Source organism: Cohnella sp. GCM10012308 (assembly GCF_042649185.1).
Classification (GTDB): Bacteria; Bacillota; Bacilli; order Paenibacillales; family Paenibacillaceae; genus Cohnella.
Window position 1 is genome coordinate 22,706 of sequence record NZ_JBHRYU010000005.1, and the last position, 16,051, is coordinate 38,756.

The following is a 16,051-nucleotide window of genomic DNA, read 5'->3' on the forward strand; positions in this document are numbered from 1 at the left end:
TATCGCAAACGCAGAGCGTTCGCCGGACGACACGTCTAAGGCGGGTGCTTTGCGGACTGGAGGCAAGCTTATGTTGGCAAAACGCGTCATTCCCTGCCTCGACGTCAAGGACGGGCGGGTCGTCAAGGGCGTCAATTTCGTTAACCTGCGCGATGCGGGGGATCCGGTCGAGCTGGCCGAGATCTACGACCGCGAAGGCGCCGACGAGCTGGTGTTTCTCGATATCTCGGCTTCGGTCGAGGGTCGCGCGACGATGGTCGACGTCGTGCGCAGGACGGCAGGCGAGATCACGATTCCGTTTACCGTGGGCGGCGGCATCTCTGCGGTCGAGGACATGAAGCGGCTGCTCCGCGCCGGCGCGGACAAGATCGGGATCAACACGGCGGCGATCCGCAATCCCGATCTCATCTCGGACGGCTCGCGCGTATTCGGCGCGCAGTGTATCGTCGTCGCCATCGACGCGAAGTACAACGCCGAGTGGGGCGAATGGGAGATCTTCACGCACGGCGGACGCAATCCGACGGGCATCCGGGCGGTCGCCTGGGCGCAAGAAGCCGAGCGGCGCGGCGCAGGCGAGCTGCTGCTGACGAGCATGGACGCCGACGGCACGAAGGACGGGTTCGACAATGCGCTCACGCGCGCCGTCTCGGACAGCGTGGGCATTCCCGTCATCGCCTCGGGCGGCGCGGGCAACGCCTCGCACTTCGCGGACGCCTTCTCGCAGGGGCACGCGGACGCGGCGCTCGCCGCGAGCATTTTCCATTACAAAGAAGTGACGATCCGCGAGGTCAAGGATGCCCTGCGGAGCCAAGGAGTGAATGTGAGATGAGCGAGACGCTGACGGATTCGATCAAATGGGACGCGGACGGGCTGGTGCCCGCGATCGTGCAGGACGCGGTCAGCAAGGAAGTCCTCATGATGGCCTATATGAACAAGGAATCGCTCGCCCTGACGCTGGAAAAAGGGGAAGCGGTGTTCTGGAGCCGTTCGCGGCAGGAGCTGTGGCACAAGGGCGCGACGAGCGGCAATACCCAGAAGGTCGTGTCTCTGCGCTACGATTGCGACGGCGACACGCTGCTGGTCCAGGCGATCCCGAGCGGCCCGGCCTGCCATACCGGCAGCTACAGCTGCTTCTACCGGGATGCGTCCGGCGAGCTTCCGCAGGAATCGCTGCCTGCAGCAGATCGCTTCGCGCCGCTCTCCGAGCTGGAGTCGACGATCGCGAAGCGGCACGCCGAACGGCCGGAGGGCTCGTATACGACTTACCTTTTCGATAAAGGCCTGGACAAGATTCTGAAAAAGATCGGCGAGGAGACCGCCGAGGTCATCATCGGCGCGAAGAACCACGACAAGGCGGAGACGCGCGCGGAAGCGGCCGATCTGATCTTCCACTTGATGGTGCTGCTGCGCGAGGAAAACATACCGCTCGACGATGTGCTTCAAGAGCTGGAGTTCCGCCACCGCAAGCCGACCAAAAAGAACTGACCGCGCAGCCGCAGGTCCCCATTTCCGCGAGGAGCATGGAGGCCGGCGGCTTTGCCTTGCGGCGGCTATAGGAGCCGATTCGACTCGCTTGGCGCGAAAAGTGACGAAAATGTGCCAATTGAATCGAATTACCAGTCGATATATGACACAGAACCCTTTGGCTATCCTACCGGCGTCATGTATAATAGAGGGGATAAATGCGGCGATGCCGCTAGTGAAAAATCTTGGAGGCGCACAATGTACAGCAGCAAGCTTCGTATTTTTTCCGGATCGTCGAATCCCGTGCTGGCGGAGAAGATCGCCGAGCAGCTAGGGCTGCCGTTAGGCAAGATTACGCTGTCTCGCTTCAAGAGCGGCGAAGTGTACGTGCACTACGAGGAGACCATCCGCAACTGCGACGTGTTCCTCGTGCAATCTTTGTCACATCCGATCAATGACTTCTTCGTAGAGCTGCTGATCATGATCGACGCGGCCAAGCGGGCATCGGCGCGTACGATCAACATTGTGCTCCCTTACTATGGATATGCCCGTCAAGAGCGCAAGGCAGCGCCGCGCGAGCCGATCTCGGCGAAGATGGTCGCGGACGTGCTGACCACGGTCGGCGCGACCCGGATCGTTACGATCGACCTGCATGCGCCGGCGATTCAAGGCTTCTTCAACATCCCGGTCGACCACTTGACCGCGCTGGATCTGATCAGCGATTATCTGCGGGCGAAGAACATCCGCAATCCGGTCATCGTATCGCCGGACGCCGGACGAGCCTCCACGGCGGAGAAGCTGGCCAACCAGCTCGATTCTCCGTTCGCGATCATGATCAAGAAGCGCCCCGCGCACAACGAATCGGTCATCACGCACGTCATCGGCGAAGTCGAGGGCTTTACCCCGATTATCATCGAGGACATGATCGACACCGGGACGACGATCGTGAATGTCGTCGAGGGTCTCAAGGAGCGCGGCTCCGAGGACGTATACGTCTGCGCGACGCATCCGCTCTTCTCCGGCAACGCCCTGCAGAAGCTCGATCATCCGAGCATCCGCGAGGTCGTCGTGACGGATTCGATCCTGTTGCCCAACGACCGCTCCGACCGCTTCAAGGTGCTATCCGTAGCGCCTATGCTGGCCGAAGCGACCCGCATCATCACAGAAGGCGGCTCGATCAGCACGCTGTTCAAGACGGCGGGCGTCTGACCCTAAGCAAAGCATGCTAGGCGCGGCAACCTGCGCGATTTGCGCAGGAGCCGCGTTTTTATTTGCCCGGCAGCCGCAGCAGGCAAGGCAGAGACTGTACGCGATGCGTACGCCGGCGGACGAGCCGCGACACGCCCGGACGGTCCTTTTTCATTTGATGGATGGCATTGCTGTGTTATAATCGGTTTAACATGTTCCGGTCCGGCCGAGGACCGGCGGCCCGCCGCGTGCGGCAGCCAACGAAGCGCAATGTCAGGCGCAAGCCGAACAAACTATTATACGACCGGAGGGAGGTGCCTTGACGATGAATCCGCGCAAGCGTATGGTCGCCGGCCGCCGCACCAAAGTCATTCCGTTGTCGCTGGACGCGACGTTTTTCTTTGAGCGCGCCGTGCAGTCGCTGGATCGCTTTCATTACGACAAGGCGCTTAAGTATTTCCGCCGTGCCGTCGAATACGAGCCGGAGAACCCGGTGAATCATTGCAACATGGCGGGCATCCTGTCCGAGATGGGGCGCTACGAGGAGTCCAACGACATCCTGCGATCGGTGCTCGAGCGCATCGATCCGGGCATGACGGAGTGCCATTATTATCTGGCGAACAACTATGCGAATATGGAGCTCTTCGAGGCGGCCGAGGAATCGCTCGTCACGTATTTGGAGAACGATCCCGACGGGCAGTTCCTCGACGAGGCGGACGAATTGCTGGACCTGCTGGTCTACGAGCTCAAGCGTCCGACCAAGCTGTCCACGATCAAGGCCAAGGAAAGTCTCTACGAGCACGACAAGGCAAGGGAGCTGCTGGAGGCGGGACGTTTCTCCGAGGCCGTGCGGCTGCTGGAGGACATCCTGGTCCAGAAGCCGGATTTTCTCGCCGCGCGCAACAATTTGGGGCTTGCCTATTATTATATGGGCTTGTTCGACAAGTCCGTGCAGACGATCGGCGAGGTACTCAAGACGGAGCCGGGCAATTTGCACGCGCTTTGCAACCTCGCTATTTTCTATCAGCACGTGAATCGGCGGGAAGATCTTGCGTCGCTGCTCAGCCTGTTGAAGAAGACGATCCCGATTCATCCGGAGCACGTATTCAAGCTGGGCACGACGATGGGGATCGTCGGCGAGCACAGCGAGGCGTACGTTCACTTCACCAGGCTGCTGCGCAAGGGCGAGTTGTCCGCGGAGCCGAGCCTGCATCACTTCGCGGCCGTCGCATCGGTTAATATCGGACGGTTCGACGAGGCGGAGCGCCATTGGCTGCAGGCGAGGCGTCTGGACGCGTCGCCGGCCGTCGCTGATTTCTATTTGGGCAAATTGGCTAAGGTAAGACAGGGAGAAGCGAGTCCGCCGACCCAGTACCACTACCATATGCCGTTCGACGAGCAGTTCCGCGAGTGGGAAAAGCATCCCGAGCGGATCTCCGAGACGCTCAAGAAGGATCCGCTCGTGCGGTCCTCGTTCTTCTGGGCGCTGCGCCACGGCGATCGCCGGACCAAGATGCAGGTCATCCAGGCGCTGGGCCTGGTCGCCGACGAAGAGGTCATCGAAGCGCTGAAGGCGTTTCTCGTCGACGCGGAGGAAGAGGACGACCTGAAGCGCGTCGCCGTGCTGGTACTGCGCTCGATCGGCGTCGAGGACGCGCTCTCGGTCGTCTTTGACGGCCGGTCGCTCATGCTTGACGCGAGGCGCAGGTCCGCCAGGCTGCCGGTCTGGGACAGCGACTGGCAAGGCGTGCTGGAGCAGGCGATGGAGCGGATGGCCGGGCGGTACGACGTCGTGCAGCAGCACGACATGATGACGCTGTGGGTCGACTATCTCTCGCGCGTCTACCCGGACGTGCCCAAGCTTCGCAATGCGGCAGGATGGGCTGCGGCGCTCGAATATTGGACGGCGAAAATGCACCGCAGGAGCATTACATACGCCGAGCTGATGGACGTATACGGCGCTTCGCAGGCTAGCATCAGCCGATATGCGGGACGGATCGACGAGGCTTGCGGCATTCGCGAAAAGCTGAAGCTGACGAACCGCGCATTCCAGGATCGTTCGTAATGAAGAACCGATCCCTACTATCTCAACAATAGGCCGAGGAGGACCATGACGCATGACTATCTATAAGAGCATCGTAATCGGAACAGGACCGGCGGGCCTCACGGCCGCCATCTATTTGGCGCGCGCGAACATGAGCCCGCTGGTCATCGAAGGTCCGGAGCCGGGCGGACAGCTGACCACGACGACCGAGGTCGAGAACTTCCCCGGCTTCCCCGAAGGCATTATGGGGCCCGATCTGATGGCCAACATGCGCAAGCAAGCGGAACGCTTCGGCGCGCAGTTCCGCACGGGCTGGATCAACTCGGTCGAACTCGGCGAGCGGCCGTTCACGCTTCATCTTGAAGGCGGCGAGACGCTGAAGGGCGAGAGCCTCATCATCTCCACAGGCGCGTCGGCCAAGTATCTGGGCATCAACGGCGAGAAGGACAACGTCGGACGCGGCGTCAGCACTTGCGCGACCTGCGACGGATTTTTCTTCCGCAACAAGAAGATCATCGTCGTCGGCGGCGGCGACTCCGCGATGGAGGAAGCGAACTTCCTGACGCGCTTCGCCTCGGAGCTGACGCTGGTTCACCGCCGCGAGGAGCTGCGCGCTTCGAAGATCATGCAAGACCGCGCGCGAGAGAATCCGAAGATCGATTGGGGACTCGACAAGACGCCGCTTGAGGTCGTTGCAGGCCCGCTGGGCGTTACCGGCTTGAAGGTCCGCGACAACAAGACGGGCGAAGAAGAAGTGCTGGCAACGGACGGCGTATTCATCGCCATCGGCCATACGCCGAACACGAAGTTCCTCGGCGGCCAGGTCGAGACCGACGAGAACGGCTATATCGTGACGAAGCCGGGTTCTTCCGAGACGAACATTCCGGGCGTATTCGCTTGCGGCGACGTTCAGGATACCAAGTATCGCCAGGCGATTACCGCCGCGGGCAGCGGATGCATGGCCGCGCTCGATTGCGAGAAGTACCTCGAGGGCAGCATGGTCCACGACTGGAGCCAGACGCTGGGCTGATCGGCAGTAGGAGGCGCGCCGGCCTTGGGGCCGGCGCTTCTCGCTTGATGACTTATCCAATACTTTCAAGAGGTGTCTAACACTATGTCTCAATCGCTATACGTTGGCGTCGACCTGGGCGGCACGACGATCAAGATCGGTCTTTGCAACCACCTCGGCGAGCTTTTGCGGACCTACGAAGGGCCGACGGAGACCGAGCTCGGCACCGACCGCATTTTGGACAATATCGCGGCTTACGTGCATTCGCTCGTGCCTCCCGGCACGCCGGAGTGGGAGCAGATTCATGGCATCGGCATCGGGATCGCGGGCTTCCTCGACATTCCGGGCGGCATCATCAAGTTCTCCGCCAACCTGCCTTTCCGGCAAGTGCCGGTCCGGCATATCATGGAGGATAAGCTCGGCAAGCCGGTCAAGATCAACAACGACGCCAACGTAGCCGCGTTGGGCGAAGTATGGGGCGGCGCCGGCCGCGGCGTGCAGAATTGCGTGTGCTATACGCTCGGCACCGGCGTCGGCGGCGGCATCATCGTGAACGGCCGGCTGATCGAGGGCTTTAACGGGATGGCGGGCGAGCTGGGCCATATCTCCATCGTCCCCGACCTGGAAGCGATCCAGTGCGGCTGCGGACAGATGGGATGCCTTGAGACGGTATCTTCAGCCACGGGCATCATCCGGATGGCGAATGACGCCGTCGCGCGCGGCGACCGGACTTCGCTGTCCCTGGTCGACAAGATCATGGCGAAGGACGTATTCGACGCCGCCAAGGCAGGGGACGAAGTTTCGCAGCGCATCGTGGCGCGGGCCGCTTTTTATCTCGGCAAGTCGATGGCCGCGCTCGCGGTTATCGTCAATCCGCAACGGTTCATCATCGGCGGCGGCGTTAGCAAGGCCGGCGAATATCTGTTCGAGCAGATCCGCGAGACGTTCGAGAGGTTCTCGACGGATACGGCGAAGGAAGGCGTGGACATCGTCCCTGCCGAATTGGGCAACAACGCAGGCGTCGTCGGCGCGGCCGGACTTTTCTTATACGCTTGATTCGATTGAGAGGCGCCTGCTTGTCCGGTTAACGGCGGTCAGGCGCTTCGCATGTGGCAGGAGGGATGCACGTGGACACTACGAACTCGACGGTATCAAGACCGACGCTCGTCATCATCACGGGAATGTCGGGCGCGGGCAAGACGATCGCGGTGCAAAGCATGGAGGACCTCGGCTTTTTTTGCGTCGACAATCTGCCTCCGGTGCTGATCCCGAAGTTTGCCGAGCTGATCGATCAATCCCAGGGCCGCATTGGAAAAGTCGCGCTTGTCATCGACCTCCGCGGCCGGGAGTTTTTCACGGCGCTGTCCGAGTCGCTTAATTATATTCGCGAGCACTACACGCTGCACTATGAGATTCTGTTCCTGGACGCGACCGATTCCGTGCTCGTTCAGCGCTACAAGGAGACGCGCCGGCGGCACCCACTCGCGCCCGAAGGCATGCCGCTCGAAGGCATCCATGCAGAGCGCAAGCTGCTGGAGGATCTGAAGGGCTGGGCGACGCAGGTCGTCGACACGAGCAGCATCAAGCCTGCCCAGCTCAAAGACAAGATCATCTCCCGTTTCACCGAGGAAGGGCGCAATTCGCTCGCCGTCAACGTCACGTCGTTCGGCTTCAAGTACGGCGTGCCGATCGACGCCGACCTGATTTTCGACGTCCGCTTTTTGCCGAACCCGCACTACGTGGAAAATCTGCGTCCCAAGACGGGGCAGGATGCCGAAGTTTACGACTACGTCATGAAGTGGCCGGAGACGCAGACGTTTCTCGCGAAGCTGCTCGACATGCTGCAGTATCTCATCCCGCTGTACCACAAGGAAGGCAAGAGCCAGGTCGTGATCGGCATCGGCTGCACCGGCGGCAAGCACCGCTCCGTCGCGCTCGCCGAATATCTCGGCCGCATGCTGAGCGCAGGCGAGACTGAGGCGGTTCGCGTCAGCCATCGCGACGCAGAGAGAGACCGTCATGGCTAAGCCGGGGCAGGGCGCGAGGAAACCGCGTATCGTCGTGATCGGCGGCGGCACGGGATTGTCCGTTATGCTGCGGGGGCTCAAGCAAAAGCCGCTGGATATTACCGCGATCGTCACGGTTGCCGACGATGGGGGGAGCTCGGGCATTCTGCGCTCGGAGCTGCAGATGCCGCCGCCGGGCGATATCCGCAACGTGCTCACCGCGCTCGCGGATACCGAGCCGCTCCTGGCCGACATGCTGTCCTACCGTTTCATGGGCGGCGCGGGATTGGCCGGTCATAGCTTGGGCAATCTGATATTGGCGGCGATGACCGATATCTCGGGCGACTTCGTCGCCGGGGTGAGAGAGCTGAGCCGGGTGCTCGCCGTGCGGGGACGCGTGCTCCCTGCCGCCAATCAGGCGATCCTGCTGAAGGCCGAGATGGAGGACGGCAGCATCGTCGAAGGCGAGTCGCAGATTCCGAAGTCGGGACTTGCGATCCGGCGCGTCTTCATCGAGCCGGCCGACGTCGAGCCGCTTGAGGAAGCCGTCGAGGCGATCATGGAAGCGGACGCGATTCTGATCGGCCCGGGCAGTCTCTACACGAGCATCATGCCCAATCTGCTCGTGCCCAAGCTGGCGGAGGCGATCCTGAATGCGCAAGCCGTCAAGATTTTCGTCTGCAACGTCATGACGCAGCCCGGAGAAACCGACAACTACTCGGTGGGCGACCACCTCGATGCGATTCATGCGCATATCGGTCATCATTTATTCGACTATGTCATCGTGAACAATGGGGAGATTCCCCCGCAAGTGCACAGCATGTACGCAGAGCAGGGCTCGGCGGCCGTCCATCTGGACCTGGACGAGGTCGAGCGGCGCGGCTACAAAGTCATCGCCGATCGCCTGGTGCTGTTCCGAACCTATCTGCGCCATGACGCCGCCAAGCTGAGCGAGCATATCTACCAGCTGGTGGAAGACTGGATGCTGAGGAAGGAGTGAAGGCGACGTGTCGTTCGCCGCGCAGACCAAAAAAGAACTGACGCTCGTGGAGTCCGAAGGCTGCTGCGATATCGCCGAGCTGTCGGCGCTGATCCGGATGAACGGCGCGGTGTCGCTGACCAACAAGCGGATCGTGCTGGACATCTCGACGGAAAACGCAGCCATCGCCCGGCGTATTTATACCCTCATGAAGCGGCACTATTCCGTGCCGACAGAGCTGCTCGTACGTAAAAAGATGCGGCTCAAGAAAAACAACGTCTACATCGTTCGCGTGCCTGCGGGCGTCGAGCAGCTGCTCGGAGCGCTGAAGATCGCGAGCGCCGGATTCCAGTTCATCTCGGATATCGACAAGGATCTCGTGCGCAAGTCCTGTTGCAAAAAAGCCTACCTGCGCGGCGCCTTCCTCGCCGGCGGATCCGTGAACAATCCGGAGGGCTCGTCTTACCATCTGGAGATCGCCTCCATGTACGAGGAGCACTGCCAGGCGCTCGTGGATCTCGCGAACAAGTTTCACCTGAACGCCAGGTTCATCGAACGCAAGAAGGGCTTCATCTTGTACATCAAGGAAGGCGAGAAAATCATCGAGTTCCTTAGCATCATCGGCGCGCACCAGGCCTTGTTCAAGTTCGAGGACGTACGCATCATGCGGGACATGCGCAATTCGGTCAACCGGATCGTGAACTGCGAGACCGCGAATCTGAACAAGACGATCGGAGCGGCCGTCCGCCAGATCGACAACATCAAGCTGCTGCAAAAGGAAGTCGGACTCGAAAACATTCCCGACAAGCTGCGCGAGGTCGCGGAGATCCGCCTCATGCACCCGGACATGAACCTGAAAGAGGTCGGAGACATGCTGAAGGGACAGGTCAGCAAATCCGGCGTCAACCACCGGCTTCGCAAGATCGACGAATGGGCGGAAAAAATACGGGGCGGGGCTTTATAAGCCTGTGGCACAACCAAGCGCTCTAATGCTATAATAGATAACAAACCATGTGCGGTGGGTCCCGTGTACCGGGATGAGAACAAAGACAGGGGGATTCGTTCCATGACGAGACAGCCGGTTGTTGTTCGGCTTAAGACGGGGCTTCACGCCAGACCGGCGGCCTTATTCGTGCAAGAAGCCAATAAATTCTCCTCGGACGTGTTCGTGGAGAAGGAAGACAAGCGCGTGAACGCGAAGAGCATCATGGGTATCATGAGTCTGGCGATCAGCTCGGGCACCGAAGTATCCATAAGTGCGGAGGGTTCGGACGCAGAGCAAGCTGTAACCGCTTTAGTCCAACTAGTCAGCAAGGAAGAGCTGGAGAACCAATAACAAGCAGATGCGCGAGCTCCCGGACGGGGGCTTTTTGCTTTTTTTAGACTATTTTGGGTGCAGCTGCAACCTTTTGCCTATAATATCCGTTGGAGTAGACAAACCTGAATATGGAGGCGTCTATAATGGGTAAAAGGACCGTGCAAGTGGCACTGCTGGCCGTAACGATGGTAGCTGCGGGTTGGTTCGGAGCGACGAAGCTGGGGGCGGATCAAGCATTGGCGGAGACGACAGGCGCCGTGCAGGCGGCAAGCGTTCAAAACGCGGTAACGGTAGGGGCGGAAGGCTCGATCAAGGTGGACCCGGACGTGGCTTACTTGAGCTTCGGCGTGGATGCGCGAGGCAAGACGGCGCAGGAGGCGCAGCAGGCTTCGGCGGCGAAGTTCGCGGCAGTCGAGAAGGCGCTGTATGACACGTATAAGATCGATAAGAAGGACGTGCAGACGACGAACTTCGGCGTACAGCCGGAGTACAACTACACGGAGAAGGAAGGCCAGGTGCTGAAGGGCTACCTCGCTACGCATTCCGTGCGCGTCGCTTACCGCGACCTCGCCGGCATCGGCAAGCTGCTGGACGCGGTATCCGCGGCAGGCGCGAACCGCATCGACGGCGTGCAGTTCGGCACGGAGAAGCAGGATCAATACGAGCTCGATGCATTGAAAAAGGCGATGACCAATGCCGGCGCGAAGGCTTCGGTGCTCGCGACGTCGGCTAGCCGCACGCTGGGGCCGGTCATTAATATCGTGCAGGGAAATGCCGTGAACGTGCCGATCGTTACGCAGAACTTCGACATGATAAAGGCGGCTTCCGAATCTTCCGCAGGTGTGTCCTCCTCTGTACAAAGCGGGCAGATCGAGATCTCGGCGAGCGTGACGGTGCAGTATCAGCTGAAGTAACAAGCGTCGCGCGCGGCGCGGGAAGGGCCGCTCTCCGGTGGAGGGCGGTTTTTTTGCGCGTCGAGAGGTGTGGGACTTCGGCCAAGGGATAGGGCGGAGATTGCCGGAAAAGCGGGTGCTAACGGTGTTGACTCTCCCCTTGGAGGAGGCTGTACGATCGGAATATCCCATAGGAGGTGTCCGCATGAGATATACGGTCAAAGAGATATCGGCCTTGTCGAAGGTGACGATCAAGGCGCTTCATCATTATCACAAGATCGGGTTGCTCGTACCGATCGAGGTCAGCGAAGCCGGTTACAGGTTGTACGGCCAGGCAGAGATCGAGCGGCTGCAGGAGATTTTGTTCTACAAGGAGCTGGAGTTCCCGCTGGAGGAGATCAAGCGGTTGCTGGATGGGGCGCCTTATCGTCTGCACATCCTGGAAGCTCAGCGCGAGCTCATACGAGCGAGGCAGCGGCACATGGAGCGTCTGTCCGTCACGCTGGAAACGTCGATCGTGTCGGAGCGGGAGGGCGCTGCTCTGCCGGCTGCGGAATTGTTCTCCGGATTCGGCACGGCGGAAGAGTGGGAGGCGGCACTGGCGGAGCAGAGCCGGCATCTGAAGGAGGCGTACGATTTCGAGCTGCCCGGCGCGGATGCGATCGATCCTGTAAAGTTGAACCGCCAGGCGTCCGAGGCTGCGCAGTTTATGGAGAGCATGGCAAGGGCGCTTCGAGGGGGACGCGCGCATGACGACGAAGAAGTGCGTTCGCGAATCGAACGCCACCTGGCGGTACGCGCGGAGGAGGGGCAGCCTGCAAGCCCGGACGATTTTGCGGGACAGTCCCGTTTTTTCCTGGGCGATGCCTTCCACCGCGGGATGCTGGAATCGATGCAGACAGGCCTGTCCTACTATATCTGCTTAGCGGCTGAGTCCTATGCGCAAGCTGCTCGTCACGCACCATGAAAAAAGCCTCCTGTCGTTGCCGTGAATCGGCAGCTACAGGAGGCTTTTGCGATCAATGCTTAAGCCTTGAGACGGTGCTCGAGGTTGCGCAGTTCAATGGCATCCTCTAACAGCTCGATGAATTCGTTGGACAGATTCATTTTTTTCGCTTCGCGATAAACCTCGAGCAGATGCTCGTCCTTCAGTGGGCGAAGCAGGGAGGCTTTATCCTTGAGCGTACGTGCGATCATATGGCTTGAATCATCGTTAAAAGTATGAGACGGCGGAATCGGGTTCTCGGACGGGTGACGCGGCACCAGGTGCAAGGAATGATAAGATTGGTTCATGGTAAATCTCCTTTCCGGCTTGCTGCCCCATTCCAATTCCTATTCCATAGCAATATATGGGGGGAAATGGAACGACTTGTGATTATAGAATAACATGCATAAGAGCGTCCGAAGAGGGGGCACTCGAGTTGTTAAATTTATCTTGACGAAAATGATTATCTGTGTTAATTACCTCTTTCTGTCCGAACAAGTTGCCGCCTATACTTGCTTACCCAATTTTCGTTCAAGCTCCGCCGAAAGTTCGGAAGGTTGGCGCATCCGCTATAATAAAAGCATCGCAAAAAGCATCGCAGTGACGTAGAAAACGCATACATATCCGAATAGCCGCCCGCGATTATTGACGGAACCTTGCGATATTCACTAAGCTGGGGGCGGCGCCCCTGCGGGCAGAACACGGGGGTGACTTAAAGATGAGGCCATTGCGATCGCGGTATTACCACAAGCTGATTTTGTTTGCCGTCTGTCTGATTACGCTGCCGGTCGCGGCGGTCGGCGGCTTTTCCTATTACCGGTCGTCCGATACGATCCAGGAAAAAGTGAACGGCAGCTCCTTGCAGCTGCTGATGCTCACCAGGCAGCAGGTGGAGCAGATCCTTGTCACGGCGGACAACGCCTTGACCCAGCTCGCATCGAGCTCCACGCTCTCCAAGGCCTTGAACAACGACGTGTCCGCGCTGAACCGCAGCGACAACGTCCAACTGATCAACGACCTGCGGGAAGGCATGGGGCGGATCAAGCTCCACGACAGCGGCACGGGGGAAGTGAAGTTCGTGCAGCTGCGCTATGCCTGGAGCCTGTCCACGACGTACGGATTCGTTAAATACGATCCCGAGGAGCAAGATTGGCGAGACGCCGTCAGTTTAAAGAAGGGCGCCTATTGGACCATCGGCGAGCAGGCGATCAGTTATATTAAGCCGCTGCCTGCGGTATCCCTGGACCCTTCCGCCGTCGTGATCCTCAACATCCCGTACGCCGACATCAGCCGTTATTTGGCTCCCAGACAGGAGATGGGGATGCCGTTCGTTTACGACCGGGATTTTCATATGATCCATAACCAGCTGCCGCTGGCTGACGAGCAGCTGCCGGATTTGACCGGCTATGCGGAGCAGATCGAAAATACCGGTCTCCAGCAAGGGTTGATCCCCGTGCGCGTGAACGGCGAGAGCTACAATATTATTTTCACCAAATCGGATTATAACGGGGGATGGACTTACGCCTCCTTCATCTCCGTCAGGGAGATGACGAAGGAAGCGGAAGCCATCAAATGGTTCACGCTCGCGGTCTGCCTGCTGGTGGCGGCTGCCGGCGTTGCGCTTTCCCTGCCGGGCAGCAGAAGCATTTATGTACCGGTAAGGCGCTTGTACGACCAGGTTATCGTCGCTCCGGGACGCGGCAAGCCTGCCGACGTCAAGGATGAATTCGAGGAGATCGGCGAGAAGGTCAGGCATATCCTCCTCAGCGAGAAAAGGCTGAACAGCGAATTGGAGCATCAGCGCAAGCAATTGAACGACTTTTTAATGCTGAAGCTTTTCCTGGGGGAAGCCAGGCCGAAGGAAATCGAAGACAAGCTGGAAGCGAACGCCGCCCAGTGGGCCGATATGAATGTCGTCGTGGTCGTGATCGACACGTGGGAGGGGACGCGCTACGGCGAGAGCGACCGGAACTTGCTGCTGTATGCGGCAAGCAATATCGTGTCCGACCTGGTCATGCCCGAGCACCGGCTGCTTGCGCCGATCGTCTCGGACCAGTCCATTTTGTTTCTTGTCGGCAGCGCATTCGGCTCCCGCGAGGCGCACGGACAGTTTTTGGACGGCATAACCGGTAACATCCAGCAGATGATCAAAGCATACCTGAAGCTGCAAGCCAGCATCGGCATCAGCCGTACCTTCCATAGCTTGTCGGGAGCCGGCAGAGCTTACAAAGAGGCGCTGAACGCCCTGGACTACCGCATCAAGCTCGGATATGAATCCGTCTTGTATATGGAGGACGTGTCGCTGAGCCGGCATGTCGTTCCGGAATACCCGGAAATGCTGAAGAACGAGCTGGTCGACGCCATCAAGCTTTATGACCGGGAACGGGCCGGCGGGCTGCTCCGGCAGTTTTCCGCGGAAGTCTTCAGCAACCCGATGTCCAATCGGGAATACCGGATGATGATGATCGTGCTCCTGGCCGACCTTCTGAAGCTGCTGCGGGAATTCGGAGAACTGCCGCAGACCTTTTTCGGGGAAGAAAAATCGCTGTTCGACCAGGTGTTCGAGCTGCGGACGCCGGACGAGATGATCCAATGGTTCAATGAACGGCTCATTGTTCCGGCGATCGGGCTGCTGGAGGAAATGAAGGCGACCCAGCATCGCAGCATCTCGAGCGAGCTGATCCGCATGGTTCAGGAAGAATACGATACGAATCTGACCTTGGAGGAGTGCGCCTCCCGTCTCCACTACCACCCCGACTATGTCCGGCACGTCTTCCGCCGCGAGGCCGGCATGCCCTTCGGCGAATATCTGGCCTTGCACCGGCTAAGCGTCGCCAAGTCCTGGCTGGCGGAGACCTCCATGAAGATATCCGAAATTGCCGAAAGGCTGCAGTATACGAACTCCCAGAACTTTATCCGGTACTTCAGGAAGATGGAGGGGATGACGCCGGGGCAATATCGCAATGCGCAATACGACGCGGACCGCCTATAACGGCGGACGCGTTTTTTTGCGTTGCGGACGCAGCCGCCGTTGATCATTTCCGAGCCGCGCCGGATCATTTCCCTGATTGGCCGCAGCCGCGCGTTAGAGCCGAAGCGGATTATTGCCGGAACCGCGGCGCGTTCCGTATGCTGAAGCTGCTCATGAGCCGGCGAAACGAAATGGAGGCAAACAAGATGAAGCAACCGGATTCCCTGGCGTCATCCATGATCAGCCCTGCGCCTCTGGCAGGCAGGCGGGCGATCAGGCGGGAGCTGTGGACGCGACGCATCCGTACGGTCAGGATGGACTATTGGCTCTACCTGATGCTGCTCCCGGGACTCCTATATTTTCTCGTATTCAAATATATCCCGATGTGGGGCGTGCTGCTGGCCTTTAAGGACTATCAGCCGTTCAGCGGCTTTTGGGGGAGCCCCTGGGTAGGCTTCAAGCATTTCGAGCGATTCTTCACGGATCCTTCCTTCTGGATCCTGTTCCGCAATACGTTCATTATCGCTTTTTATAATCTGGTCTTCTTTTTCCCGCTGCCCATCATCGTCGCCTTGATGCTCAACGAGATTAAGAACGAGGCGTTCAAGCGTCTGGCCCAGACCTTCATTTATGTGCCCCACTTCTTTTCCTGGGTGGTCATATCAGGGATCACCTACATCATGCTGACCACGGAGGGCGGCATCGTCAATCAGGTCATCGAATTTTTCGGCGGGGAGAAGATCAACTTCCTGCTGAGCGAGGATTGGTTCCGCACCATCATTACCTCCCAGGCGATCTGGAAGGAAACGGGCTGGGGCACGATCATTTTTCTGGCGGCCCTGGCAGGCGTGGACCCTTCCCTGTACGAGGCAGCCCGGATGGACGGCGCCAGCCGATTCAGGCAGCTCCTGCACATCACGCTTCCCGCCATCCGCAGCACGATCGTCATTCTGCTTATTCTCCGGCTTGGCAACTTTCTTCACCTCGGCTTTGAACAGATCTATCTGATGCTGAACGGCATGAACCGGGACGTGGGGGAAATCTTCGACACCTATATCTACACCAACGGCATTCAGCGCGGCTTGTTCAGCTACACCACGGCCGTCGGGCTGTTCAACTCGCTGGTGGGGCTCGTGCTGATCGTCGTCTCCAACAGGCTTGCCAAAAAATTCGGCGAAGAAGGCGTGTATTAAC

At 59.4% G+C, this 16,051-nt stretch carries 15 protein-coding genes; 14 read left to right on the forward strand and 1 reads right to left on the reverse strand.

All coding sequences use genetic code 11. The annotated features are described in order from the left end of the window. The first annotated feature begins 70 nt into the window (after positions 1-70). From hisF to ACFOTD_RS08410, 12 genes are all read left to right on the forward strand, one after another. Entirely contained in the window at positions 71-829 is a 759-nt protein-coding gene (hisF, locus tag ACFOTD_RS08355; protein ID WP_378117619.1) for an imidazole glycerol phosphate synthase subunit HisF, read from the forward strand. Then, positions 826-1,485: a bifunctional phosphoribosyl-AMP cyclohydrolase/phosphoribosyl-ATP diphosphatase HisIE gene (gene hisIE, locus ACFOTD_RS08360; protein ID WP_378117621.1), complete on the forward strand. Its 660-nt coding sequence runs from the start codon at positions 826-828 to the stop codon at positions 1,483-1,485. The genes hisF and hisIE overlap by 4 nt, the downstream gene beginning before the upstream one ends. A 237-nt stretch (positions 1,486-1,722) precedes the next feature. Then, entirely contained in the window at positions 1,723-2,673 is a 951-nt protein-coding gene (locus tag ACFOTD_RS08365; RefSeq protein WP_378117623.1) for a ribose-phosphate diphosphokinase, read from the forward strand. Between the two features lie 304 nt (positions 2,674-2,977). Continuing rightward, the gene (locus ACFOTD_RS08370) at positions 2,978-4,717 is read left to right on the forward strand and encodes a tetratricopeptide repeat protein (protein ID WP_378117625.1); all 1,740 of its coding nucleotides are present in this window, start codon (positions 2,978-2,980) and stop codon (positions 4,715-4,717) included. 58 nt (positions 4,718-4,775) lie between these two features. Beyond that, complete coding sequence (trxB, locus tag ACFOTD_RS08375; RefSeq protein ID WP_378118002.1) at positions 4,776-5,726, forward strand: thioredoxin-disulfide reductase; 951 nt, start codon at positions 4,776-4,778, stop codon at positions 5,724-5,726. 84 nt (positions 5,727-5,810) lie between these two features. Beyond that, complete coding sequence (locus ACFOTD_RS08380) at positions 5,811-6,761, forward strand: ROK family glucokinase (RefSeq protein WP_378117627.1); 951 nt, start codon at positions 5,811-5,813, stop codon at positions 6,759-6,761. Positions 6,762-6,832: 71 nt separating this feature from the next. Then, positions 6,833-7,732 carry an RNase adapter RapZ gene (rapZ, locus tag ACFOTD_RS08385; protein WP_378117629.1) on the forward strand — a complete coding sequence of 300 codons (900 nt, stop codon included), beginning with the start codon at positions 6,833-6,835 and terminating at the stop codon, positions 7,730-7,732. Further along, positions 7,725-8,711, forward strand: coding sequence for a gluconeogenesis factor YvcK family protein (locus tag ACFOTD_RS08390; protein ID WP_378117631.1), 987 nt, complete (start codon positions 7,725-7,727; stop codon positions 8,709-8,711). Before rapZ ends, ACFOTD_RS08390 begins: the two co-directional genes overlap by 8 nt. A gap of 7 nt (positions 8,712-8,718) precedes the next feature. Beyond that, the gene (gene whiA / locus ACFOTD_RS08395) at positions 8,719-9,654 is read left to right on the forward strand and encodes a DNA-binding protein WhiA (RefSeq protein WP_378117633.1); all 936 of its coding nucleotides are present in this window, start codon (positions 8,719-8,721) and stop codon (positions 9,652-9,654) included. Positions 9,655-9,756: 102 nt separating this feature from the next. Beyond that, positions 9,757-10,026, forward strand: coding sequence for an HPr family phosphocarrier protein (locus ACFOTD_RS08400; protein WP_090117078.1), 270 nt, complete (start codon positions 9,757-9,759; stop codon positions 10,024-10,026). Positions 10,027-10,151: 125 nt separating this feature from the next. Further along, positions 10,152-10,922: an SIMPL domain-containing protein gene (locus ACFOTD_RS08405; RefSeq protein WP_378117635.1), complete on the forward strand. Its 771-nt coding sequence runs from the start codon at positions 10,152-10,154 to the stop codon at positions 10,920-10,922. Positions 10,923-11,106: 184 nt separating this feature from the next. After that, positions 11,107-11,868: a MerR family transcriptional regulator gene (locus ACFOTD_RS08410; protein ID WP_378117637.1), complete on the forward strand. Its 762-nt coding sequence runs from the start codon at positions 11,107-11,109 to the stop codon at positions 11,866-11,868. A gap of 59 nt (positions 11,869-11,927) precedes the next feature. Here ACFOTD_RS08410 and sda read toward each other — a convergent pair whose 3' ends face one another. Next, on the reverse strand, positions 11,928-12,194 hold the full coding sequence (gene sda / locus ACFOTD_RS08415; RefSeq protein ID WP_378117639.1) for a sporulation histidine kinase inhibitor Sda: 267 nt from the start codon (positions 12,192-12,194) through the stop codon (positions 11,928-11,930). A 410-nt stretch (positions 12,195-12,604) separates the two neighbouring features. Between sda and ACFOTD_RS08420 the strand changes: the two genes are divergently transcribed. Both ACFOTD_RS08420 and ACFOTD_RS08425 read left to right on the forward strand, forming a co-directional pair. Further along, positions 12,605-14,878 carry a helix-turn-helix domain-containing protein gene (locus ACFOTD_RS08420; protein WP_378117640.1) on the forward strand — a complete coding sequence of 758 codons (2,274 nt, stop codon included), beginning with the start codon at positions 12,605-12,607 and terminating at the stop codon, positions 14,876-14,878. A 293-nt stretch (positions 14,879-15,171) separates the two neighbouring features. Beyond that, entirely contained in the window at positions 15,172-16,050 is an 879-nt protein-coding gene (locus ACFOTD_RS08425; RefSeq protein ID WP_378118004.1) for an ABC transporter permease, read from the forward strand. The last annotated feature ends 1 nt before the right edge of the window (position 16,051 follow it).